General features: G+C 65.9%; 18 protein-coding genes. 8 read left to right on the top strand and 10 right to left on the bottom strand.

The genetic code is table 11. The features are described 5' to 3' along the window. Positions 1-15: 15 nt before the first annotated feature. The 3 genes from AB0C33_RS37655 to AB0C33_RS37645 are packed head-to-tail and all read right to left on the bottom strand — an operon-like array spanning position 16 to position 3,742. Positions 16-1,071 carry a hypothetical protein gene (locus tag AB0C33_RS37655; protein ID WP_358296649.1) on the bottom strand — a complete coding sequence of 352 codons (1,056 nt, stop codon included), beginning with the start codon at positions 1,069-1,071 and terminating at the stop codon, positions 16-18. Further along, the gene (locus tag AB0C33_RS37650; protein ID WP_358296646.1) at positions 1,068-2,780 is read right to left on the bottom strand and encodes a carbamoyltransferase C-terminal domain-containing protein; all 1,713 of its coding nucleotides are present in this window, start codon (positions 2,778-2,780) and stop codon (positions 1,068-1,070) included. The genes AB0C33_RS37655 and AB0C33_RS37650 overlap by 4 nt, the downstream gene beginning before the upstream one ends. Positions 2,781-2,785: 5 nt before the next feature. Then, complete coding sequence (locus AB0C33_RS37645; protein ID WP_358296644.1) at positions 2,786-3,742, bottom strand: thymidylate synthase; 957 nt, start codon at positions 3,740-3,742, stop codon at positions 2,786-2,788. A gap of 204 nt (positions 3,743-3,946) precedes the next feature. On the opposite strand from AB0C33_RS37645, the gene AB0C33_RS37640 reads away from it, so the two are divergent. The 6 genes from AB0C33_RS37640 to AB0C33_RS37615 all read left to right on the top strand — a co-directional run bounded on the left by AB0C33_RS37640 (position 3,947) and on the right by AB0C33_RS37615 (position 12,545). Then, positions 3,947-5,155, top strand: a complete 1,209-nt coding sequence (locus AB0C33_RS37640) for a hypothetical protein (protein WP_358296641.1) — start codon at positions 3,947-3,949, stop codon at positions 5,153-5,155. Then, positions 5,155-6,039: a bifunctional diaminohydroxyphosphoribosylaminopyrimidine deaminase/5-amino-6-(5-phosphoribosylamino)uracil reductase RibD gene (ribD, locus tag AB0C33_RS37635; RefSeq protein ID WP_358296638.1), complete on the top strand. Its 885-nt coding sequence runs from the start codon at positions 5,155-5,157 to the stop codon at positions 6,037-6,039. Before AB0C33_RS37640 ends, ribD begins: the two co-directional genes overlap by 1 nt. Before the next feature lie 867 nt (positions 6,040-6,906). Further along, on the top strand, positions 6,907-9,366 hold the full coding sequence (gene hsdR, locus AB0C33_RS37630; RefSeq protein WP_358296635.1) for an EcoAI/FtnUII family type I restriction enzme subunit R: 2,460 nt from the start codon (positions 6,907-6,909) through the stop codon (positions 9,364-9,366). Between the two features lie 88 nt (positions 9,367-9,454). Next, entirely contained in the window at positions 9,455-9,928 is a 474-nt protein-coding gene (locus AB0C33_RS37625) for a hypothetical protein (RefSeq protein ID WP_358296632.1), read from the top strand. A gap of 5 nt (positions 9,929-9,933) precedes the next feature. Continuing rightward, complete coding sequence (locus tag AB0C33_RS37620) at positions 9,934-11,409, top strand: N-6 DNA methylase (RefSeq protein ID WP_358296629.1); 1,476 nt, start codon at positions 9,934-9,936, stop codon at positions 11,407-11,409. Then, a complete protein-coding gene (locus tag AB0C33_RS37615; protein ID WP_358296626.1) occupies positions 11,409-12,545 on the top strand; it encodes a restriction endonuclease subunit S in 1,137 nt (378 codons plus the stop codon). Before AB0C33_RS37620 ends, AB0C33_RS37615 begins: the two co-directional genes overlap by 1 nt. Here AB0C33_RS37615 and AB0C33_RS37610 read toward each other — a convergent pair. From AB0C33_RS37610 to AB0C33_RS37590, 5 genes are all read right to left on the bottom strand, one after another. Further along, positions 12,529-12,801, bottom strand: coding sequence for a DUF397 domain-containing protein (locus tag AB0C33_RS37610; protein ID WP_358296623.1), 273 nt, complete (start codon positions 12,799-12,801; stop codon positions 12,529-12,531). The two genes, AB0C33_RS37615 and AB0C33_RS37610, sit on opposite strands and share 17 nt — an antisense overlap. Before the next feature lie 227 nt (positions 12,802-13,028). Beyond that, complete coding sequence (gene radC, locus AB0C33_RS37605; RefSeq protein WP_358296620.1) at positions 13,029-13,682, bottom strand: DNA repair protein RadC; 654 nt, start codon at positions 13,680-13,682, stop codon at positions 13,029-13,031. Between the two features lie 76 nt (positions 13,683-13,758). Then, complete coding sequence (locus tag AB0C33_RS37600) at positions 13,759-15,453, bottom strand: DUF262 domain-containing protein (protein ID WP_358296617.1); 1,695 nt, start codon at positions 15,451-15,453, stop codon at positions 13,759-13,761. A gap of 205 nt (positions 15,454-15,658) precedes the next feature. Beyond that, positions 15,659-16,846, bottom strand: a complete 1,188-nt coding sequence (locus AB0C33_RS37595) for a hypothetical protein (protein WP_358296614.1) — start codon at positions 16,844-16,846, stop codon at positions 15,659-15,661. A gap of 171 nt (positions 16,847-17,017) precedes the next feature. Next, positions 17,018-17,785: a hypothetical protein gene (locus AB0C33_RS37590; RefSeq protein ID WP_358296611.1), complete on the bottom strand. Its 768-nt coding sequence runs from the start codon at positions 17,783-17,785 to the stop codon at positions 17,018-17,020. A gap of 174 nt (positions 17,786-17,959) precedes the next feature. Between AB0C33_RS37590 and AB0C33_RS37585 the strand changes: the two genes are divergently transcribed. After that, complete coding sequence (locus AB0C33_RS37585) at positions 17,960-22,723, top strand: ATP-binding protein (RefSeq protein WP_358296609.1); 4,764 nt, start codon at positions 17,960-17,962, stop codon at positions 22,721-22,723. 73 nt (positions 22,724-22,796) lie between these two features. Here AB0C33_RS37585 and AB0C33_RS37580 read toward each other — a convergent pair whose 3' ends face one another. Then, entirely contained in the window at positions 22,797-23,129 is a 333-nt protein-coding gene (locus tag AB0C33_RS37580; protein WP_358296607.1) for an integrase core domain-containing protein, read from the bottom strand. Further along, a complete protein-coding gene (locus tag AB0C33_RS37575) occupies positions 23,122-23,835 on the bottom strand; it encodes a hypothetical protein (protein ID WP_358296604.1) in 714 nt (237 codons plus the stop codon). Before AB0C33_RS37575 ends, AB0C33_RS37580 begins: the two co-directional genes overlap by 8 nt. Positions 23,836-24,395: 560 nt before the next feature. On the opposite strand from AB0C33_RS37575, the gene AB0C33_RS37570 reads away from it, so the two are divergent. Beyond that, a complete protein-coding gene (locus AB0C33_RS37570) occupies positions 24,396-24,614 on the top strand; it encodes a hypothetical protein (RefSeq protein WP_358296601.1) in 219 nt (72 codons plus the stop codon). Positions 24,615-24,634 lie beyond the last annotated feature (20 nt).

Raw genomic sequence — 24,634 nt, 5'->3', positions numbered from 1 at the left:
AGCGGAGGGTGATGTTCATCGACGTGCTCCTGTCGCTTGGGGGCGCAGGGCGGCGAGTTCGGCCAGGATCTCCTGCAGGGCCTGGATCTGGCGGCTGAGCCGGAAGATCTTCAGCTTGGTCAGGCTCGTGGCGATGAGGTCGGCGTGCTCGGTGGTGCCGGCGATGGACCACAGCCGATGTACGGTGTCGACCACCTCGGCGCCGCTGCTGACGATCAGCTCGTCGGGGACGAACCGCTCCACATGAGCGATCGTGGCGGGTGCGAGGGGCAGGCATCCGGCCAACGCCGCCTCGAAGATGCGCTGGGTCATCTGGCCCGCGGCCGCGTACCGGTCCGGCAGCAGCAGAACCGTGGCCAGACTCTCTCCGTACATGCGGGTCACGTCGCTGAACGGCACCCTCCCGAGGAAGGTGATGTGCGGCCACCGGCGTGTGTCCGGCCACTTGCCCGCCACCCAGTGCGGCAGGCGAGCCGCTGCGGACGCGAAGTAGCGGTGGAACGCCTCGTCGCGGTCGTACTGGTTGCCGATGTAACTCAGCGGAAAGGGCCGAGCTTGAGAGGCGAGCACCACGGGGTCCGCGGCGCGCAAGAGAGCGTCGTCCAGCGGGAACAGCAGCGAACGCGCGCCAGGCGAGGGCGTCAGCGCCGCCTCGCACACCACGACGCCGGCCTGTTGACGCAGCGGATCGTCGGGGGGAAGCCGGCGGTCCTTGTCCCAGATGATCGTCGGCAGGCCGAGTTCGCGGGTGTAGTGGTCGAGGAGTTCGGCTTGCCGATGCAGGTCGCAGGTGTGTCCGAGCGAGCCGCAGGCGGTGGTGTTCCGCCCAGGGATCGGCCAACGCCATTCGGCGAACAGCACGTCGATGTCCGGCAGTCCGGAGTCGAATCGGTAGGAGGTGGCGATCGCGTCGCGGGCCTCGGTGAGGTCGCGGTTCGGCTGGAGGAAGACGATCTGGTGGCCCGCCGCCTGGATGGCGTCGATGAAGGGGCGGCGGTGGCTGCGACCGCCATCTGGAGTGTCGGTGATGCCCGGCCCCAAGAAGCCCCAGAAGCTGTATCCGATCTTCATGAAGTGATCCACCAGCCCTCCAGGAGCAGCGCGTCCAGACCGCTGTTGGCCAGGCAATCGAGCGCCATGGCCGGGGTGCCACAGATCGGCTTGCCCTTGACGTTGAGGGAGGTGTTGATCAGGACGGGGATGCCGGTGCGTCGGGCGAAGGCGGTCAGCACGGCGTGCATGAACGGGTTGCTGTCTTTGGTGACGGTCTGGACGCGTGCCGTGCCGTTGGCGTGGACGACCGCGGGGATCTGCTCACGAGCAAGGTCGGTCACACCTGAGGCCATCGACATGAACGGCGCCTCCTGGCCGAGCGTGAAGTAGTCGGCGGCACGTTCGGCCACCACCATCGGAGCGAACGGCCGGAACGGCTCCCGGAACTTCACCGTGTCGTTCAGCCTCGCCACGACGCCCGTGCTTACGGGTGAGGCGAGGATTGAGCGGTTGCCGAGCGCGCGGGGCCCGGCTTCGACCCGGCCTCGGAAAACACCGACGATCTGCTCCTCAGCCAGGCGCTCGGCCAGAATCTCGGCAGCGTCACCGGCGATCCGGTGTCCCTTCAGTCGAGGCCAGGCGGACAGGTCAGGGACCCAGAACGGATAGGCGGGCCCCAGATAACAGACATCGGCGATGCCCGACACGGGGCGACTGCTGCCCTCCAGATGTAGGGCAGCCGCGGCGCCGATGGCGGTACCGGCGTCACCAGGCGCCGGAGGCACGAAGATCTCCTGGAACAGCCCAGACTCGACGATCTTCCCCACCGCTACGCAGTTGGTGGCGACCCCTCCCCCCAGGCACAACCGGTTCATGCCGGTACGTGTCCTCGTCAGAGCGGCCAGGTGCAGCATCACCACTTCGATGCGTTCCTGGAGGGCAGCGGCCAGGTCCTGGTGAACTTGAACGATGGGGCTGCCGGGGGCACGCCTTGGGCACGTCTCAGCGGCGAAGCGGGTGGTCAGACGGGCGTAGGACGAGGAGAGCACTCTCGGAGCGAAGTACTCCGGATGCAGGGCGAATCCGGTCGCGGTCATCGGGATGGCATGGGCGAACAAGTCTCGGAAGCGGGCCGGGTCGCCCAGCGCGGCCAGGGCCATCACGGTGCCTTCCTCGTCACCACGCCGCCAGCCCAGGTGCTCGGTGACCGCACCGTAGGCGTAGCCGAGCGACGCCGGATCCGTCATCGCATGCACCGTGCGCAGGACCGGACGCCCGGGGTGCGTCTGGAGGCCGGCCGCGATGGTGGTGGTCTGCGCCTCACCGAGGCTGTCCACGACCAGAACGGCCGCCCGCTCCCATCCGGATGCCGCGAAGGCGTACATCTGGTGAGTTCGGTGGTGCAGCATCGGACGGACGTGAGCGAGCGGAAAACGGCGGCCGAGTCCCTGTACTCGCCGCAAGGTACGCACGCCCACCTTGGCGAAGCTGGCGGCGCGGGCCAGGGTACGCCCACGCGCCGCAGATGTGCCGAGCAGGCCGAGTGATGTCGCGGCTGCTCGTAGGTAGTGGAGGCCATGAAAGTTGTAGGCGACCGCGTTCACCTGTTCGGCGACGATGTCTGCTTCGCTCAGGAGCCAGTCGACCGCCTCTTCGGGGAAGGCGCGGATGTGCTTGATCCCGGACAGGCGCTCTTCTTCCACGAATCCGATCAGCTTGCCGTCGACCAGGAGGGCCGCGGCCGAGTCATGGGTGAAGGAGCAGATGCCTAGGACGACGTGTGTCATCGCGATCACCGTGCCTGATCCGCGGATTCGGCCCTGCTCTGAAGGGCGGCGTACGAGGCGCGCAGTCCGTCCCCGAGCGGGCCGCTGATCGCTGCAGCGCCCTTGAGGGCGGCGTCGCGCTTGCCTCGTTTCCATTGCTGGTAGCTGGCCAGTACCGCAGCCATACAGTCCCATCCGGGATGGTTGACAGGCCGCCCGGAGCGTACGTCGGCGAGGAGCGCGTCGAACCCCTCCCAAGGAGTCTCAAGAGAGGGCAGGATCGGCGCGGGCGCGATCGTCGAGTTCGGCCGGACGACGTCGACGGCCTTGTCCAGGTCCCGCTCGTAGAGGTGCAGCGAATCAACGTGATGGTGGTAGTAACCGAGTTCGGCCCCCAGCCACCCGGCCATCAGTTCCTGCAGAGTGGTGGCGGCGAAGATGTCGTAGGGCAGGCCCGTCCAGAGGTCTTGGCTGCGCATGGTGGTCGCCATGTGGAGGCGTCCCTGGCGCAGGTGGAAGCGGTAGCCGAGGGTGCAGGGCACGTCCCGGTGCCCGCCGCAGTCGCGGGCAGGGTCGTAGAGCTGGATGACGGCTCGCCGGGAGTGCGGGTCGTCCCGAAGCGTGGCGAGCACTTGGGCGACTTGGTCGACGTGACCGTCCCAGCGGCGCATCCGAGGCCCGTACGCCCCACGCAGGATGCCGTCGTCCTCGGCGTACTGCCGAAGCTGACCGTTGAACTCGTAGATCCAGGGTGCGTCGGACCCCGACAGAATCCAGACGGTTTCAGCGACGGCGAACGCGGTGTTCAGCACGCGCGCCGGGGGCGCGTAAAGCAATCGGGCGCGCGGCTGCTCCAGGAGCAGCCGTACGTCCAGCACCTCGCGTGTCTCCATGCCACGCGGTTTGACCTTCTCCCCTTCCAGGGTCAGATGGACCGCGCCGGCGAACAGCTCGGCGATCGTGCCACCGGAGATGGTTGTCACTGGTCTTCCCTTTCGGGCTGCTTGTGGAGGACAGAGGGCGGGCGGCGCCCTGAACCAAGCAGCCTGGTCGGCGCACCTACCTCGCGCCGCGCAGGCACAGATCCATCACAGCCTGGTAAGACCTCGTGGTGGCAGAGGAGACTGGGGGAAGCATGAGGAGGGGTTTCCGCCCCCCTCCTTCCTCTCTGCGGCGAGGTGCAACGGATGGATGACCAGGTGACGCCCGACTGGGCGATACGGCTCCGCCAGGCAAGGCTCGAACGGTTGCTCAGCCAGAAGGGGCTTGTCCGGCTGATGCGTCAGGTCGCCGGAGAAGGCATGCCGCTGCCCAAGACCACGAGCGTGTGCCGGAACATCCGCTACTGGGAAGCGGGCACCTACAAGCCCAACGCCCTAGACCGGATGCTGCTGTCCAGAGCTCTGGGGATGAACGAGGCCGAACTCTTCGGTGGCCAGCTCCCGGAGCCCTCGCCGACCCTGCGTCGCGACACAGCGATGTCGATGACTACTGGCCAGCACTACAACGACGTCCTGGACCACCTGAGCGAGCAGTGGCACCTGTTCGTGCAGCGTGACAACCTCCTCGGCCCCCGCCACACGATCCCAGCGGTCCGCGAGCAGATCACCGTCCTTGAGGAACTGCTCGTCCCAGCCCGTGGAAGCGACCGGCTCGATGTGCTTCGCCTGGCGGCTCGGTACGCGGAATCGGCGGCCTGGCTGCACGAGGACGCAGGGGAAACGAGTCAGGCCGAGCGCTGGACCGACCGGGCGGCCACCTGGGCGTACGAGGTGGGCGACAACCACATGATCGCCTGGACGATGTTCCGCCGCAGTCAGCAGGCGATGAACGGCCGCCACGCGGGCGACGTCCTCGGGCTGGCCACGTCCGCGCTCCGCCAGGGAGAACACCTGCCCGTACCCATGCGCGCCGCGATCGTCCAGCAACAGGCGCAAGGACACGCTCTCGACGGCGACGAGGGGGCCTGCCAGCGGCTATTGGACGAGGCACACTCCCTGGCCTTGGCGGTCGACGACAAGGGGGACGCGCGCGGCGGCCACGGATCGTTCTGCACTCCCGCCTACGTGCAGGTCCAGCGGGCGCGCTGCTGGCTGGAACTGAACCGGCCCAAACGCGCGATCGCCGCCTACGAGAGCGCGCTCCCTGCCCTCCCACCGGTCTACCGGCGAGACCGCGGGATGGCGCTAGCAGGACTGGCCGCAGCCTACGCCGGCCATGGTGAGCCAGAACAAGCCGCCACCACCGCCGTCGAAGCTCTGGCCATCGCGCAGGCAGCCGGGTCTGTGAGAATCGTCAACGTGCTGAGTTCGGTCGAGCGCATGTTGAGCATCCACCGCCGCCTCCCGTCCGTGGCCCGGTTCCGGATGGCCTTCGCCAACGCGGTGGCCGGTTGATGGCCTCCAACCTCGAACTCCAAGCCATGCGGCGGGCGATTGCCCTCTCCGCTCACGGCCTCGGCTCCACAAGTCCGAACCCTCCCGTCGGCTGTGTGATCCTCGACGCGGCCGGACAGCCCGTCGGCGAGGGGTATCACGCCCGCAAGGGTGAAGCCCATGCCGAAGGGAACGCCCTGCTGGCCGCCGGGCCCGCCGCGAAGGGTGGCACCGCCGTGGTGACCCTGGAGCCCTGCAACCACGTCGGCCGCGCACCTGCCTGCCGCCAGCTTCTCATCGACGCCGGGATCTCCCGCGTCGTCGTCGCCGTCCTCGACCCAACCTCCAGAGGGGACGGCGGAGTGCACGATCTACGGCAAGCCGGGGTGGACGTCGAGACCGATGTGCTCGCCGACGAGGCACTGCTCGTGCTCGGTCAGTGGAGAGCCGCGTTCACACTGAGTCGGCCTGTACTCACCTGGACCTACACGGAGACCTCCACGGGGTTGGCAGGAGCCTTGGATCGCATCCCGGCATCCAGGCGCCTGCTTCTCGCCGCCGATGCCGTCTTGCACGCCGATGGCCGGCTCGAAGAGGCGATCCCGAACAGCCATGGATCTGGGATGATCCGGCTACCGTCCGATACTTCTCGGCTCCCTCCCGTTGAGCTCCTCGAAGCGCTTCACGCGGGCGGCGTCCGGCGCCTGCTGCTCAACGGGGGCGAAGACTTGGCCGCGGGCTTCCTGTCGAACGACCTCGTCGATCACATCGTGGCCTACTACCCCGACCATAGCCCGTCCGCTTCTCCCCCTGATAGGTGGCAGCCGACGTTCTTGCCACCCACGTTCCGCCTCACCGGCGTCTGCCGCATCCCGCGATATGTCCTGGTCAATGCCACGCGCTAGATGTACTGACCACAGAGGATGAGAACGACAAGGCGCAGCTGGACGTCGAGCCTCCGCCGAGTTACGTGCGGCCCTGACCACTGCCGACTCACCGCCAAGATCTTTAGGACACTCATAGGAGTTCTCGCGAAGGCGATCTTGAGAAATCCCCACTGGGGGCCACGGTGTCTCCCAACGGCGGCCAGTCATCTCCCCACCCTTGGTGCTGCTTCGGTTAGCGCTGAAGGGTTTGGCCCCTCCCGAGGTGGCTCACTGGCAATGGCGATTGATCAGGCTCACAGCCAAGGCATGTGATCCCTCCGCATCGCAGCCGTGGCCTTCGCGGGTCGCGGCAGGTGGCGGACTGAACACTCCCTTCATCTGTTCGAGGTCGCGCACTGCTTACGCCGATCAGGCTTGCGGGCGATCGGCCGGCTCTAGCGCACCCGTGGGACCTGAGGGCGCAGAACCGCGTTCTCGTGCCTGAGCACCAGCAGTTCCGCCTCATTGGAGACATCACTGCGAAACAACAGCGCGGGCACAGACAGCAGACGTCGAGTGACGGCGTACACCGTGGTCAAGAGGGCAAACCATGATTCCAGGCAACCCGAACCAGTCGACCACTGTCCCAGGGACGCCCGGCCCGACCAGGCGATGAACCCCGGCGTTGACGACGAATCGTGTTCTTGAGCCCCCACAGGACAGGATTGTGTACAGACGCAGAGGAACTGGCGACCGACCTCCGGGGACTGGCTAGCCGGGTGATTCGGCAGGTCTGCCGGTCTGAAGTTAGTTTCCCGTCACCCGGCCGAAGATCCAATCCGCGCTCAAAGGGGTTTGGGATCGATAGTCCGGAAATTGTCACACCCTCCGGGTAGAAAATAAAGGGTGACTTCCAGTAGCGGCAACCCCACCGAGGACGAGACCTGCAAGCGGTTCGTCCTGCCCGCTCTCGTCCGGACCGGTTGGAATGTAGAAGAGCAGGTCAAGAGCCAGTACCGGATCAACCGCGGCCGGATCCAGCCGACCGCCCGTCGCCACCATCAGCAACGCCCACTGATCGCCGATTACGTGCTGGAGTACTCCGACGGCCTACCGCTCGCCGTCGTCGAGGCCAAACGCTCCCGCATTGATCCCGCTGAGGGTTTTGAGCAGGCCAAACGCTACGCCGAGCTACTGGACGCCCCATTCGCCTACTCGACGAACGGCACCCGCACCATCGAGATCGACTACCGGACTGGCCTGATCTCGGAGATCTCAGAGTTCCCCACACCGGAGCAGCTCTGGGCCCGGTACCGCGATGACCGATCCCTCGCCGACGACGCTCATGCCGACTTGGCGTCCGCGCCGTTCATATTGACCCGCAACTGGGACGGCACTCCGAAGGACCCCCGCTACTACCAGCGCAACGCGATCAACCGAGCCGTCCAGGCCATCGCCAAGGGGCAACGACGGTTGCTCCTCGTGCTGGCCACCGGCACGGGCAAGACCCTGGTCTCGGCGCAGATCGTGGCGAAACTGTGGAACGCAAACTGGCCAGAGAAGGGGCGGCGGCCCCGTGTCCTGTATCTCGCCGACCGGAACATCCTCATCGACCAGCCCAAGGACGACTACTTCACCGAGATGTTCGGCGAGGCCGTCCACCGGCTCGGCCAGGGCAGAGTGCAGAGGAGCCGCAACATTTACTTCGCGCTGTATCAGTCGCTGTCTCAGCCCGGCGGGGCGCAGGATTTCTACACGAGGTTCGACCGGGACTTCTTCGACCTCATCATCGTCGACGAGTGCCATCGGGGCAGCGCCGCGGAGGGTTCGCAGTGGCGTGAGATCCTGGATTACTTCGAGCCCGCCGTCCAGCTGGGACTGACGGCCACGCCGATCAGCCGTAAGGACGTCGACACCTACCACTACTTCGGCGACGCGATCTACGAGTACTCCCTCGCCCAGGGCATTCGCGACGGATTCCTGGCCCCTTACCGGGTCCGCAACGTCCGGATCGACATCGACTTGTACGGCTGGCGGCCGGACGCAGGTCAGCTCGACATGTACGGCAGGGAGATCCCCGACGAGCTGTATGGGCCGAAGGACTTCGAGCGGGTCGTGGCGATCCTCGACCGCACCGACGAGGTAGCCCGCTACCTGACGGAGTATTTGCACAAGACCGGCCGCATGCACAAGACCATCGTGTTCTGCCAAACGAACGACCACGCAATGCGCATGGTCGAGGCGCTGACCCGTGCCAACGCCGACCTGTCGCAGCGGTACGGCCACAAGTGGGTCTGCCGGATCACCGGAGACGACCACGAGGCTGGCCGAGAGCGTCTGGACGAATTCCGCGACGACGCCTCCGAGGTCCCGGTCATTGCGGTGACGTCGCGGATGCTGTCGACAGGCGTCGACATCCCGACCGTCCGCAACATCGTGTTGTTCCGAGTGATCCGCTCGATGCCGGAGTTCAAGCAGACGATCGGCCGCGGCACCCGCCTGTCGCCCGAGACCGGCAAGTTCGCGTTCGACATCATCGACTTTGTGGACGCGACCCGTTTGTTCTACGACCCCAAGTTTGATGGCCCGCCGCTCCGGCGGCTCCGCGACGAGGCAGACCCGGACGGAAGCTTCATCACCTTCCCCGAGGACCTCGACGTCGAGCCCGACCCGGACCCCGACGAGGCGGCCGACTCCGAGGCTGGGTATGAAAGTCACGACGGCGGTGACCTTCCGCCGATGATCACCGACGGTGAGGAGATCGACGACATCCGCGCCGAGGGCCGCACCTTTTACATAGACGACGTAGAGGTGAACATCCTCGGTTCGGCCGTCTACATCACCGAGACCGACGGGACGGGCCTGCGGCTGCGCCTCGTGCGGCTGGAGCAGTTCATCAAGGACAAACTGCACGAGCTCGACCTATCCCCGCACCAGCTGCTCGCCCAGTGGGCGCATAGCCGGAGCCGCAAGGAGTTGCGGGAACGCCTGGAGGCCATCGGGATCAGCACTGCCGACCTCGGTGAGCTGACGGGCCGTCCCGACGCCGATGCCATCGACCTACTGATCTATCTCGGCTGGGGCCTCCCCGTGCTGTCGCGCTCCGAACGCGCCCTCCGCTTCAAGCTCCAGCACCGTGAGTTCCTGGAGTCGTTCGCCCCCGAAGCCCGCGCGATCCTCGACCGCGTGCTGGCACAGTACTCCGCGCACGACGAGAGCGAACTGGAGGTCCAGGCCATGGACTCCCCCGCCTACCAGGAGTTCGGCACGGTCGTCGAGATCGCGGAGCTCTTCGGTGACCGTTCCGGCGCCGGGCTGCGCACCGCCGTTGACCACCTGCGCGCCCAGCTGTACGAGGCCTCCTGAGTGCTTTGTGAGCAAACACAGGACGAGAGCCCCATCGTGCACAAAACTAAAAGTGACTATAAGTTTCACCTGAGCTAACCTGGTAACCGTGAGACAGCGGGACGAGGAGCCCCGGGCACGGCTCTGGCGCCGGGCCGCCCGTCAGCGCGGCTTCTTCACTGCGGCCCAGGCGCTGCTCGACGGCTACTCCTACCAGTCCCAGTACTTCCACGTCCGCCGGGGCAACTGGACTCGCGTCGACCGGGGCCTGTACCGCTTCCGCGAGTACGCCGACCTCCCGTCGAGCGACCTGGACCATCTGGTCCGCTGGTCCCTGTGGAGCCTGGACCGCGCGGTCTTCTCCCACGAGACAGCCCTGAGCGTCCACGGCCTCGCGCCGGTCGACCCGGCCGTCGTGCACATGACGGTTCCGCCTGGATTCCGCCAGCGGGACCCCGCCGTGCTCACCCACCGCGCCGACCTGTCTCCCGCCGACGTCGAACACCGCGACGGCTTTCGCGTGACAACCCTCGCCCGCACCCTCATCGATCTGAACATCCAGCCGACGAACAAGGATCTCTGACGACCATGGCCCCACCCGTAAAGAAGCAGGACACGACCTCTCGCGCCCGTCTGTCGGCCGTCATTAAGTCGGCCCGCGACATCATGCGCAAGGACGCGGGCCTCAACGGCGACCTGGACCGCCTGCCCCTGCTGTCCTGGCTGCTGTTCCTGCGCTCCTTCGACGCGCTGGAGGCCGAACGCGAGGTGTTCGGCGAAGACCCGATCATCAAACCGGAGTACCAGTGGCGGGCCTGGGCCGATGACGAGACGTTCACCGGCGCGGAACTGCTGGCGTTCGTCAATGGCAAGCTTCTGCCCGAACTCGCGAGCATGCGCAGCGACGTGCCTGGCGACCCGCGCAACGTCCTCGGCCAGGTATTCGCCGGCGTCCAGAACCGAATGCTGTCGGGCTACCTGTTCCGCGACCTGGTCAACCAGATCCGCGGCATCGACTTCAACAGCAGCGACGACATCCACACGATGGCGTTCCTGTACGAGGACCTGCTGAAGCAGATGCGCGACGCTGCGGGCGACTCCGGCGAGTTTTACACTCCGCGCCCCGTCATCCGCTTCATGGTCGAGCAGACCTTCCTCAAACTCGGCGAGTCGATCATGGACCCGGCGTGCGGAACCGGCGGCTTCCTCGTCGAGGCATACACCGAACTGTTCCCGCAAGCCACCAGCAAGGTCCTCCAACAGCAGCTGTTCAACAACATCCGCGGCATCGAGAAGAAGCCCCTGCCGTTCCTGCTCTGCATGATGAACCTGACCCTGCACGGCATCCCCTCCCCGAAGGTTCTCCACGCCAACTCCCTCCGCGTGATGATCGACGAGAAGGGTCCCGGCTCCCAGGTTGACGTCATCCTCACCAACCCGCCCTTCGGCGGCGAAGAGGAGGACTCGATCGCCAAAAGCTTCCCCTCCGGCTACCAGACCCGCGAAACGGCCTGGCTTTTCCTCCACGCCGTCATCAAGAAACTGAAGCCCCGTGGCCGCTGCGCTATCGTCCTCCCCAACGGCGCCCTTTTCGGCGAGGGCATCGGCGCCAAGATTCGCAAACAGCTCCTCGAGGAGTGCGACCTCCACACCGTCGTCCGCCTCCCCCAAGGCGTCTTCGCGCCCTACACCCAGATCCCCGCCAACCTCCTCTTCTTCGACAAGACCGGCCCCACCAAGGAAACCTGGTTCTACGAGATCACCCCACCCGAGGGCAGCCGCGGCTACGCCAAGACCAGGCCCATGCGCTACGAGGAATTCGAGTCCTCCGCCGCATGGTGGGGCGGCCCGGACCGCGCCGACCGCACCGAGAACGACCGCGCCTGGCGCGTTCCGATCGCCGACCTCCTCGCCTCCGGCTTCAACCTCGACCTCACCAACCCGAACACCACCGACGACCTGTTGCACCGGTCGCCAACCGAACTCCTTGCCGAGCTGATCGAAACCGAGCAGGACGTCCTCAGCCTTCTCACCTCTCTTCAGAAAGACGTGGAGGACCGCTGATGGCGCTTCCGGAACGCCCCCTCGGTGAGGCCATCACGCTCGCGCGTTGCTCGGTCTCTGTGAATGCCGACCACGAATACCGCATCGCGGGCATCTACAGCTTCGGCAAGGGCCTGATCAAACGCCCGACCATCACCGGCAACGAAACCGCCTACAAGGCGCTCAGCCGTCTCACCACCGGTCAGCTTGTGATGAGCAAACTCAACGCCTGGGAAGGGGCACTGGCCGTCGTCCCCGAAGAGTTCTCCGGAGCGTACGTCTCCCCGGAATACCCGGTCTTCGACATTATCGAGGCGGAAGCCGACGTCCGCTACATCTCCCACCTCGTCAGCTGGCCCACGCTATGGGACCGCCTCACCCCGCGCGGCTCCATGGTGCGCCGCAAACGCACCACCCCCGCCACCCTCATGTCCACCCCAGTCCCCCTGCCAGACCTGGACGAGCAGCGCCGCATCGCCGCCCGCCTCGACGCGGCCACGGCGAAGCTTGGTGAGCTTGCCAAGCTTCGCTCTCGCGCGGAAGCTCTCCGCGTCGCAATACGCGATTCCGTGTTCCATGAAGAGCAAGGCAATGCACCGACTCGTCTGGGGAACGTGCTAAGCCTCGAGCGGATCCCTGTGACACCTCAACCAGACGCGCAGTACTCGCAGATTGGAATCCGCTCATTCGGAAAAGGCATATTCCATCGCCCGCCAGTTCTCGGCAGCGAGCTCAGCAAGCTCAAGTACTTCGAGATCCATCCGGACCGTCTGATAGTAAGCAACATAATGGCTTGGGAGGGCGCAATTGCCATCTCCGGCACCAACGAGTCAGGCTTCATCGGGTCGCACCGCTTTTTGACCTACCGCCCGTCGGATGCAGTTGATATACGATACCTCAATTACTTCTTTCAGACTCGCGCGGGCCGCGACCTTATCCGGAGCACATCCACGGGAACGGTACTTCGGAACCAGACCCTCTCGATGAAGGACTTCGAGTCTCTCTCGGTTGCTCTTCCCAGCAAAAGGCGGCAGGAGGAAATCGCGCAAATGCTGGACCGGCTTGGGGACACCCAGAACCGTTCAGACCAGCAGGCGGATCTGGGCGTTACTCTAACCAATTCGCTGCTGAATGCAGCGTTCAGTGGGCGGTTGTGAGTGGGAGCGCAGCTTGCCCGACCTCGCACGGATCGTTCGTTAGGGCCGGTGGGCGCAGATCGCGACGAAGAGCGTATGGGAGTCGGTGTCCGTGACATTCAGAGGCCCTCGCCGGGTTCCTGGCATCGCGGACCAGGATGTGGTGCCGGAGGGAGGCGAGCTCGACGCATGCGGCTCTGGAACCGCTGTAACTGATCTTTCGCCACTCCAGGTCTGCGACCTCGCGAGTCACTCGTTGTCCTTCCGTTAACTTCATCCAAGTGACGGCCTTGAGCTGCGAGAGGAGCTCACCGAACGGGAGTGCGAGGGAGTCCGTCGATGGAGCCTCGTCTACGGACTCCTGGCGTGTGGAGCTTGGTGCAGGCGTGCGACGGGCAGCTGGTGGGCTTATCTGCCGGGGCCGCCCAACCGGCTCGTCGAGCCGGCGACCGGATGGGCTTGTGCGAGCCGTCCCCACCGGTTGGACCGGCACCGGTGCGATGGTCACGGGATTCTGGCCCACGAAGTCTCGGTGACGATGACGTGGTCGAGCAGGCGGAGCCCGACCGTGGTCGCGGCCTCGCGGAGGCGGGCGGTCACTCGGACATCCGCCTCGCTCGGTTCCGTCCGGCCGCTCGGATGGTTGTGCGCTACTGCGAAACGGGCGCCGCCCAGAGCGAGGACTAGGCTCAGGACGTCGCGGACTGGGATCTGGGTGCGATCCGCCGCGCCATCAGTGAGCGTGGCCGTCTTCAGGATCCGGCCGCCGGCGTCGCAGACGACCACGACCGCCCTCTCGTGCCGGAGACCACGCAGCAGCGGTGCGGCGGCGACCGCTATGTCCTCGGTGGCCGTGATCCGGCCGAGGCGCGGCGGCGTGGCCGCGCGTCGTGCCAGCTCGAACACCGCCGTCAGCCGGGCCGCCCTGGCCGGACCTATCCCCGCCGACCGCTGGAGCGCGCCCGGATCGGCCGCCGCCACCGCGGCCAGCCCGCCATGGTCTGCGAGCAACCGGGACGCCAGCTCGATGACGTCCACGCCGGGACGGCCCTCACCCAGCACCAGCGCCAGCAGCTCCCGGTCAGCAAGCGCACGCGGGCCGTGCTCAAGCAGCCGTTCCCTGGGCCGGTCGGCCTCGGGCAGATCAGGCACGCGCATCGGAATCACCTCCCGCCACTAGGAGACCATCTGGCACCGACAGAACGTGACCGGCCCGAACGCCGCCGCCCGGACCTCAGTCGTCGGTGTCCTCGTCCACGACCTCGACCTCGTTCGCGAGCCGCAGGCTCTCCTCGTCGAGCTCCGCGGGCGCGGCCTCCGTCGCCAGGCCGCGCTGGATGAGATCCCTAGCCCAATCCAGCAGGGTCTCTGACCGGGCGGCGAGGAACGCCTTGTAGTCGCCACGCATGGCAGCATCGAAAGCGGGCGCGGAGACGAGGCAGGTGTCGAGCCGCTCGCGGATCGTCCGCTCATCACTGAAGTCGATCTCGGCCTTCAGATAGGCGGACGGCGGCAGGTCAGAGACCTTCTGGTTGCTGATCGCGGTCAGCATGACGATGTTCGCGAGAACGTTGGCCTGCTCGAACTTAAGGCCGTCGCGCAGGAGGGCCGCTTTGGGAAAGAAGTGGTGGAACTGCATGTAGTTGTCCCCGGCCAGCGTCTTTCCCACGTCGATAGCTGCCCCGGTGATCAGGTCAACGGGGCCCCGTGCCGCGAGCATGAGCGCGAATGTCTTCTGCGGCGCCGTCCCCCGGTCGTACTTACCTGCCCACAGCCGCGTGCTGGGCGGCGGGACGTCCACCTCGATGCCCTTAGTCTCGCCCTTCGCGAACGCCGTCACCGCTGCGAGGTCCGCCGCCATCTTCCGTGGATTCCAGCCCTCGTAGTAGCCGCCGAGGACAGTCCGCCAGAACCAGCTGCGGAGCTGGGCGAACTGCTTGCCGTTCGGCCTTGGGATCTGCCGGAAGATCTCGATGACGACGGCGAGCTGGTTGGCGTGGGGAAGCGCGGCGGCCGTCGGAGTGCCTATCTCGGTGGTGAGGAAGTCCACCGCCTTCTTTGCAGCCTCCTCGGTCTCCTCGATGGCCGCCAGAAGACGCTCATGGCCAACGGAGGGCAGCTGCTCCATGTCGGACTTGGCGAACCCGAGCCCGGCCGCCGCCGAGATCGCGCGGAGCAGCAGCATCTGGTCGATCAAGCCGTAATTCTTGGCCGCGAGCACGTCGCGGACGCCGTCGATAGCGTCGAGGAGATCGAAGTCGCTGCGCCAGGTCGCCGCGCGGATGACCTGGACCGCCGTCAGCGGTGTGCCGCGAGTATTGACCCGTTCGAAAATCCGGCCGACCTCAGTGATCGAAGCCGTCTTCAGCGTCACGACCGAGGTCTCGTAGTTCGCGAAGTTATCGAACAGCTGCCCCGCCGCCTCCTCGAACTCATCAGGAAGCCGTTTCGAAGCCCACTTGGCGTACTGGTAGGGCTGGGCGAGCAGTCTCAGCGGAATCTGGTGCGCGGGCGGCTCGTCGAAGTCCTTCCGGTGCGCGAAACGCTCTTCCTCGAAGTCGTAGACCAGGTTCCAGAGGCTCTTCGGGTCGCCCTTCGGCTCCCAATACAGTGCCCCGCAGATTGTCGACAGACGCTGGCAGCCGTCGAGCAGGTAGGCAGTACGTTCCCGGTTCGGTGCCTGGTCGATCTCGATGCCCGCGATGTCGTGGTCGCTCGCCAGCCGCAACTCGCTGTCCCACAGCAACAGGCTGCCGATCGGGTAGTTCCGTGAGATCGAATCGAGGAGATCAAGGACCTGGTAGCCCTTCCACACGAACTGCCGCTGGAACTTCGGAAGCCTGATCTCCCCCGCTTTGACCCGCGACGCGAGCTCGGTGAGCTTCTCTAACTGCGGGCGGTGAGCGCGCTCATGGGGGATCGGCGACATACCCCAAGATTTTCACGAACGCCCTGCCGTTGTCAGCTGAAGCACCGGCGGGTGACCGTCCGGCTTTGTCGGAACCGTCGGGGTGATCGCGATCTTCTGACTTGAGGACTACTGGCGCGACGGCAGCCTGCCGACCGCTCTCGAGCGTTTGCGGCGCTGACAAGGGTCATAGTCCTTCGCGACGTCGTCATCCGAAGGGCACAAGCTATTTCAGGATGTATCTGCTCGGCTCTGTAAGGGGCGGCAGCAGGTCACGGGCGCGGGAGTTCAGGGGATTTAGCCTGCCCGTCGCGGGGTTGAGGCCGTACACGAATGCTTTGGCCTTGTCCGCGAACTCCGCTGCTGGTCCGCTGATCCTGCCATTGGTGATCACGATCAGCCTTTTTGGCAGGTCCTCGCCAGCCGCCGCGGCCAGGCCGTTCAGCCGCTGGATCTCGGACGTCGACAGGTCCTTGGTCCGGCCGTTCCAATCGACGTGATAGGTGTCGGAGTGAATAAGACTGTCCGGTCCGCCTTCGCGGATGTCTCCGAAGCCGAAGGTCGTGAGCTGCTCCAGAACGGCGTCCAGGTGTTCCCTTGCGCCTGCCGGCGGTAGGGCCGGCTCGGTGAGGAACAGAGATTCCTCTACGTCGGACCATGTCTCGACGGATGCTCGCGACGGCTTGGACGTCTCCCAGAAAACGCCGCTCTCGACCCACGCCTTTGGCCCGTCGCAGATTAGGTCGGCGATCCGACTCACAGGGACGTCGGCGCGCTGCATGCCCGGCGTCGGGAGTTTCCCGCGCCCTAGGGAACCGCCGAGATCGACACGTGTCCAGGCTTCACGCTCCGGGTCGTATATGTCGACCAGCCAGCCGACGCTGGCCTTGATGGAGACCCGGACCAAGATGTCGGAGAGCCTGGCCTCGACGTAGGCTCCTTCGTGCCCGTCTGCGATGTAGAGCTTGGGCTCGTAGCGCGGTCCATAGGCGAAGTATCGGTTCCCGGCCGCCACCCGTTGGACGTGTACTCCTCGTTCGGACAGGAGGTCGGCGAGCTCGGTCATGTCCGACGGTTCGCTCTCGTGCCAGCGCCAAGGCGACGCTACCGGCACTCCGGCAAGGCGGGCAGTAGCGTGGGCGTGAATGGCGTCGACGAGTACCTCGCTGGATGTGTCCGGCGGCCAGATGGAGGGCTCACTTCCCAGCACCGGATCGACGATCAGCCATACCAAAGCGTGGCCGAGCCTTGACTGGCTCAGCACGACCCCTCGATCTCCTGGCAGTTTGACCATCAGGTACAGCTGGGATCCGGTGGAGTTGAGGCGGACTCGGTCGCCCAGCTCGAGGTGGCGTTCATGCAGCAACCGCTCCAGTCTCTGGAAGTGCAGGTGCGTGCCGGCGGCGGCGACCATGTCACCGGGAGGGAAAGACAAGGAAAGAACGCTCCTCTGAAGTGGCCGTGCGATCCGCGATGCAATCATCTGCGAAAAGTGTAGAGCGGGCTGACTTTTGTGATCAACGCCCTTTGAATCCGTAGGTTCCGGGTTCGAGCCCCGGGCGCCCTACCACTCCAACCTGAAGGTTCACCCACCACCTTGATCAAAGACCGCGGTGAATTTGGCGTCGCGGTCGCGAATGAGGAATCTGATGCCCTCGGCCCGCGCTCCCTGGTTCATGACCAGGTTGCGGGCTTGTTGAGCAACCCAGGTTCCGGTCGGATGCGCCGTGATGCCCGCGAAGTGGACCACGCGGCTGGCGTGCTCGATGAAGAACAGAACGTAGAGCCGTTTAAGGAAGACGGGGTCGACGTGGAACAGATCGCACGCCCAGATGCCCTCGGCCTGCGCTTTGAGGAACTGGCCCCAACTCGGGCCGGTGCGACCTGGTGCCGGACCGAGACCGGCCTTTTTGAGGATGTCGCGTACGGTGCTGGGCGGTACCCGAAGGCCGATGCCGGTCAACTCTCCGCTGATGCGCTGATAGCCCCATGAAGGATTCTCCTGGGCCAGGCGCAACACCGCCTCCCGGACCTCTGCGCGGGTAGAGGGACGACCCGACCGTTTGGATGGGTAGGTCCACCGGCGCATCACCAGCGCGCGGTGCCAGCGCAGCAACGTCGCTGAGGTAACGAAGAAGACGTTCCACGACGAGCGGGGAAGCAACCGCGACAAGGCCGCGAGGACGACCCGATCCACCGGCTGGAGATTAGGCCGGTTCACTTGACGGCGTAGCACGGCGACCTGATGGCGAAGCACCACGATCTCGGCCGTCTTGGCCCGATCACCGCAGTCCAGCAGGACCAGAAGCTGAAAGACACGCCCGAGGATGAGGTAGAGGAAGGACCACGACACCGTCAGCAGGATGCCCGAGACCCCACCATGCTCGAACCACGAACCCTCAGGTCAACCTCACCGGCTGAGTTTCCGCACCCCACAGGCCAACGGGACGGGCATGACGGGCCGCGACGCCCCGTACCAAACGCACCGTACCAAGGGTGTGCACGTGATGTGAGACGCTGAAGCGTCATGAGTGAGAGCCTCCCCCGGGTCGACTTCCGGCAGATTCGCGAATACGGATCGAGCCAGCAGCGCGCGTTCGAAGAGCTGGGCTTCGTGCTGATGCCGTCGGTCGAGAATCTCCCACTGGGCACCCGGCTGGAGCGGCGCGGCACGCCCGACGCGGGGATCGAGTTCTCCTGCCCCGCCCCTGACGGCTCGGGAACATGGGCCTGGCAGGCGAAGTTTCTGTTCACCCTGGACGCTTCCGCAGTGAAACAGATGGACCGCAGCGTCACCGAAGCGCTCAATACGACGCCCGACCTGGTCAGATACGCCTTCTATCTGCCGATCGACCGCTCGGGACGAGAGCCCGTCCGCCAGGGCCAGGTCGCGGGGAAGAGCGGCCTGCAGCGCTGGAACGAGCAGGTGAAGGTGTGGAAGAAGCGGGCGGAAGATCTTGGCCGGGAGGTCGAGTTCGTCTACCTCGGCGAATCGGACCTCCTCAAGGCTCTGACGCGTGAGGAGAACGCGGGCACGCTCCGCTACTACTTCGACCGGGAAGTGTTTACCGGCGACTTCTTTCAGAGCCAGGTCAGCCGGCAAGTGGCCAATCTGGGCAACCGGTACCTGCCGCAGATGCATGTCGAACTCGACATCGCCGAGAGCATCAACACCCTCACCCTCGACCCGGACTTCCGCGACCAGGTCCGCCATGGCATCGGGTCAGTCATCCGCGCCCGCCAGGGGCTCGGTGCGCAGCCCGATGAGGCGTCCGCCGAATTCGGCCCCTGGTCGACGGCTGTACGAGCCCTGGACACGATCGCCGACCTCGGCGTCTCCAGCCAAGACGATCTCATGGACCCGGAGTCTTGCATTCTCCAGCGCCTGATGGCGGCATGCAGCGATGCGCGAGAGCAGGTCGACAACGCCCAGGAGATGGCCAATGAACAACTTCGAAGCGGCGACGAGCAGCAGCCCGACGACCTACTGCTGGGTCTGTGGCGATGCTTGGGGGTTCTCGACGGCTTTGCCGAGCGTCTCGCGCCCGCGGCGCGCCCACCGGTGCTGTTGATCGTCGGCCCCGCCGGGAGCGGCAAGAGCCACCTGGTGGCTGATGCGGCGGCCCATCGCGCAGACCAAGGCCATCCCACACTTCTGCTCCTCGGTCAGCAGTTCGGGCCTGGACCGGCATGGCCGCAGATCTCGGCTCAGGTCGGCCGGGACCTCACCGCCTCCGACCTGCTGGCCACCTTCGCGCAGGCCGCCCAGGTACGTCGCAGCGGCCGGGCATTGCTGATCATCGACGCGCTCAACGAGGGCCCCGGCGCCGAGATATGGAAGGAGCAACTGGCTGGCCTGCTCAAGGAAACCGAGCGTCATCCCTGGGTTGCCGTGGTGCTCACCGTCCGCGACACCTACCTCGGTGCCGTCCTGCCCGACCTTTCCTCCGACACGGTCACCACGGTGACTCATCCCGGATTCGCCGGGCATGAGGAGGAAGCCCTGGCGGTCTACGCCGAGCACCACGGGCTGCGGCTGCCCGACTTCCCTCCTCTGCAGCCAGAGTTCGCTCGCCCGCTGTTTCTGCGAGCCTTCTGCGAGTCGATCCGCGTGCGCGGCCTGGATACGCTGCCGAGGGAGGCGCCGTCCCTGTCCTGGGTGTTCGACGGGCTCCTGGACGCCGTCGATGACCGCCTGTCCGCCGCCAACCGGCTGGACTACCCGGCATCGGCGCAGGTGGTCCACCACGCCATAGACATCCTGTCCGAACGTATGCTGGAGGACGGCGTCGAGGCCCTGCCCCTGCCGACCGCCCGCGCGCTGTGCGATGCCGTCCACCATCCCTCAGGCGGATACAGCACGTCCCTGCTCCACGCCCTGATCACCGAGGGCCTGCTGCTTCAAGAACTGGCGCCGGGGAAACGCGGCCGCCCGCAGCAGCAGGTACGCTTCACCTACCAGCGGCTGTCGGATCACCTGCGGGCGCAGGCCCTGATGAGCTGCTGCTCAACCACCGAGGAGGTGGCAACCCAGGTCCGCGGCCTGCTGACCGGTGAGCAGGCCTGGCGTCATCTCGGCCTGCTGGAGGCGTTGGCCCTGGTCATGGGTGAGCGCGGTGAGGTGGAACTCGTCGACCTCGCCGAGAAGACCGTCGTGGCCGGCGAGGCCGAATGGGCCATCGGATACCTTGCCGAGCATTTCCTCAACTCGCTCGTGTGGAGAAGTCCCGGCTCCGTGCGCGATGAGACCATCGCGCTGGCCGAGCGGCTCGTGCTCCGGCATGACCGATTGCGGTCGCTTTGGCTGACCGTCACCTTGAGCGTCGCCTGCCTTCCCGGTCACCCGCTCAACAGCCGGTGGCGTGAGGCCACGCTCAGACCGCTGAGCATGGCCGAACGCGACCTGACCTGGACCGCCCCGATCGGCGATCGGTGGATCAGTGGCGAGGAGAGCCTGCGGCGGCTCATCAACTGGGCCTGGTCCAGCAAGATCGACGATGTGGCGCCCGAGGTGGCGGTTCTGGCCGCCCGGCTGATGGTGTGGCTGCTGGCCAGCCCCAACCGGATGCTGCGCGACAGCGTCACCAAATCGATGGTTCGTCTGCTGGAACGGCACACCGGCGTTCTCGCCGACCTCTTGGACGATGCCGCCGCCATCAACGATCCCTACATCGTCGAACGCCTCGTGGCCGTGGCCTACGGACATCTGCTGCGCCGCCGGCACGCCACTGTCGATGCTCGAGCCGTCCCGCCTTTGAGGCGGATCGCCGACGCTTGCGCAACGCTTGCCGGACAGCCGATCGCGCAGCACGTCCTTATCCGTCACTACGCGACCTCATCGGCCCGGCTCGCGCAACGCCTCCTCGGTGGAGAGCCCCCGGAAGTCGATGGGCCTTCCCTGCCGGACGTGCATCAGGCGCCGATGCTGTCGGCTCCCTCGCACGCGGAGTTGGCCGCCAGCTACGGACGTGAATCCTCCGAGTTCCTCTGGGCGGTCAGCGAGGTCGGGATGGACTTCGAGCGCTACATCCTCCACAGTGCTTGCGACCAGCTCGTTCTGCCTGATCAGGATCGGTTGCGCGGCGAGCGGCGTACACGCCGCGCCGCCGAGGTCGACGCCGCGACCCGGGAGCTCCGGAGGCTCCTGGTCGAGGACAACGGGGAGACGGCTTCGACACAGCTCGACGAGTTGATCGAAAAGCGGATGAACCCGTCCGATGGCCAGAAAGATGGCGGGAGAGACAATCAGGAGGAAGCCCGGGCCGAGGAGGAAGTTCTTGCCTCCATCCGCCAGCGGATAGCCCAGCTGGTGGAGCTTCGCGCTGACACGGGCGATGACACGGAGGAAGACGATCAGGAGGGCGCGGGCGGTTTCCCCTATTCCCCCGGCTGGGTTGGCGCCCTTCTCCGTGGGGAGAGCTTCGACTCGGGATGGCGGGAGTTTCGATCTGGGTTGAGCCGCAGTGCCGCCCACGCACTCGACACGCTGGATGCCGCGCTGAACCGACTGGGAGACGACCGTCCGGTGAGGCCGGACACCGATGTCGTCGGGCGATGGGTCGCCCAGCGCGTCCTCGACCTGGGCTGGACACGTGAAGCCTTCGGCGACATCGACGCCTTCATCAGGGCGGACCGGAACCGTGGCCGGGGAGAACGGGAGCGGTTCGCCAAGAAATACACCTGGATCGCCTTCCATCAGGTACTTCACGAACTACGTACCTGCGGGGTTCAGGACGTCGGGGAAAGCGAGGTCCCCTTCACCAACCCGTGGCAGATCACTGGAGCCTGCGACATTGACCCCAGCGTCATCGCCCGCGGCGACGCCACCCGCAAGACGCGTCGCCGCGCGGGAGGAAGTCGCGAGCCCTCTTCCTGGTGGACGCGCCCCTACCAGCACACCCTGGACGAGGGTGACGACCATTCGCGGTGGATCGCCGACCCCGCCGACGTCCCGGACCACAACGTCCTGCTCCAGGCCACGGATCCGTTCGGCGGCACCTGGCTCGCACTCGAAACGCACATGACGTGGGAGAGTCGCTACTCTTCCGGAGAAGGGGCCAGCCCCGTCCGGCAACAGTGGATGCGCGGCCATTCCTATCTGATCCGGCAGATAGACGTGAGCAAGGTCAAGCGGTGGGCCAAGGCGCAGAACTGGATGGGCCTGTGGATGCCGACCCCCGCACAGTTCGCCACGGGTCTGCTGGGCGAGTACCCTGACCTCGGCCCCTGGCCAGGCCATCTGGACGCAAAGGAACGCGAAGAAGCCGGCGTGCGGGAATCGCGTCTTCCGCCGCCGGGCTGGAGGATCGTGAACGCACGCGGTTTCGTGTGTGACATGGCGGAGGCGACGGCGTGGCACGGGCGGGAGAGCGAAGTGGACCACAGCCTCACCTCGCTCACCAACGGCCTGCTGCCCTCCCGATCACTTCTGGACGTCTTGGCGGCAACGTGGTTCGCCGGCGGAACCGACCAGCATCGCGACTATCGGCTCGGCTCGGTGGAAACCGACTACAGCTGGCAGTCCAACGGTGAACTTATCGCCTTCTGCAGCGCCAATGACGGAAACCCGCAGCGCCGGCCATGGACTCTGTGGGTCAAAGCGGCGCCCCTGCGGGAAGCCCTCACCCGTAACAGCCTGGCCCTGTGGGCCTGGACTCTGGGAGAGAAGATCTTCTGGAGCTCTCCGGGCGAGCCCTCGCCGAAGCGATTGGAGATCTCCGGCGCTCATCTACTCGCGCCCGGGCCTCTCACCACCTGGAATATCGACTACACGAACAAGGGACCGAGCTAGCCGCCTCTTTGGGGAATCCGGTCTATGGGCGACTGCTGAGCTGTGCGCCTGCCGAAAAATGCGTCCGTGCAGGTCAAGCCGCGTGTGAGTATTGGTGGAGGATGCCGCCGAGCCGATCGTGTCGGCGGATGTTCAGATCGAGGATGCGCGCCGGTTTGGTGATCGGGTCGGGTGCGGCGCGGAGCGGGGCGGCTTGGTCGAGGGCTTGATGAGCGCGATGCTCGTTGTAGAAACGTTCATACTCGCCGAGAGCGTGGCGTAGATGGCGTTCATTCCAGAGCAGGCAGCGGTCCAGGAGTTCGCGGCGGCAGTTCTGCACCCACCGCTCCATGATGGAGTTCATCCGCGGCATCCGAGTGCCGGTGAGCACAGTCTGGATACCGGTTTCGGCGAGAATCTCATCCATGAGAGCGGGGAACTTGCCGTCCCGGTCGCGAATCAGGAACCGTGCCCAGCATGCCCGCATCTTCCAGATCCATGACAAGATTCCTGATCGCCTGGGTAACCCAGGCGGCGGTGGGGTGAGCGGTGGTGCCGAGCACGCGAATACGCCTGATGGCGTGCTCGATGACGGTCAGGATGTACTGGCGCTGCCCGGTAAGGGTGACGGTTTCGATAAAGTCGCAGGCCAGGAGTGCGTCGGCTTGCGAGCGCAGGAAGTCGGCCCAGGTGGTGGAGCCTCGCTCGGGTGCTGGGTCGATGCCTTCCTGTTGGAGGATCTCCCAGACCGTGGACGGCGCGACCTTGAGGCCGAGCGTGATGAGCTCGCCGTGCACCCGCCGATATCCCCAGGCCGGGTTCTCCCGGACCAGGCGCAGGACGGGCGCGCGGATGGAGCGGACCGCGGGCAGGCGCCCACGCCGCTTCGGCCGGCAGGTCCGGGCATGCCGCTGTTTCACGATCTCGCGGTGCCAGCGCAGGATGGTGTCCGGGCGGACGACAAGCCGGAGCCGGCGCAAGACTGCGCGGGGAAGCGAGGTCAGGAGAGTCGCCAGGAAGAAGCGGTTCTCGGAGGTGAACCTGACCCGCACATCCGCGCCGAGCTGCCGTTCCAAGACCATGATCTGATGACGCAGCGCGAGAATCTCGACGTCCTTGTCACGATCACTCATCGGCAGTAGCCGTAGCGACGACGAATGCGTTCGTGACGGTCAGATAGGCCAGACGAAGAAGCACGAACGATCACCATGCCGCATTCAGCAGCCTCCCGAACGGGTGGAGACGGCCACTGTCAACTCTGACCTTTGCAAGGCCATGACCTGGCCGGACGGGATTTCCGGCAGCCGCACAGTCGGGAGGCGGGGTCGTGGGCGGGCTTGAGGAAATGTCGGAGGGGGGTGTTAGGTTCGAAGGTTCACTCGACTGGCGCCAAGAGACACAACATGTGGGATCGAATTGGCAGCCGACACCCACAAGTTGGGTTTTGAGTTGCCGCCAACCACGACTCGTGCTCTACTCGTCACTGGTAAAAAGGAAGGCCCCACGCGGGCCCGAACCCTGAGGTCGAGCACGTTCGTGGGGCCTACGCGTCTGGCCACGCTCCTGGACCCCTACCTCCGCTGGAGTACCCCTCCAAGCGGCGGCGGACTTGCCTGCCTCGGAGACGAGGAGGGCGCATTGAGAGTCGCCACGGTCAGTGAGGACGTCAAGGAACAGGACGAGGCTGGTCAGGATGTCTGAGCAGACGGTGTCCGTCCTGGGCTCGCGGCTCGAACCAGTCAATGTAACGGTGAACCACCAGCCGGTGGATCTCCCCGACCGCGCGACGACTGGCCGAGGTATCAAACTCGAAGCGATCCGGCAGGGGATTCTGATTCAGGGAAACTTCGTCCCGTCGGTCCACCAGGGCAACCAATTCGTCCCGGTTGACGATGCGCAGGCCGCCGAATGACAAATGGACAGCGATCTTCC

Source organism: Nonomuraea sp. NPDC048881 (assembly GCF_040649795.1).
Lineage (GTDB): Bacteria > Actinomycetota > Actinomycetes > Streptosporangiales > Streptosporangiaceae > Nonomuraea.
The sequence above is the reverse complement of the archived record's forward strand: the minus strand, read 5'-3'. Positions and strand labels throughout refer to the sequence as shown.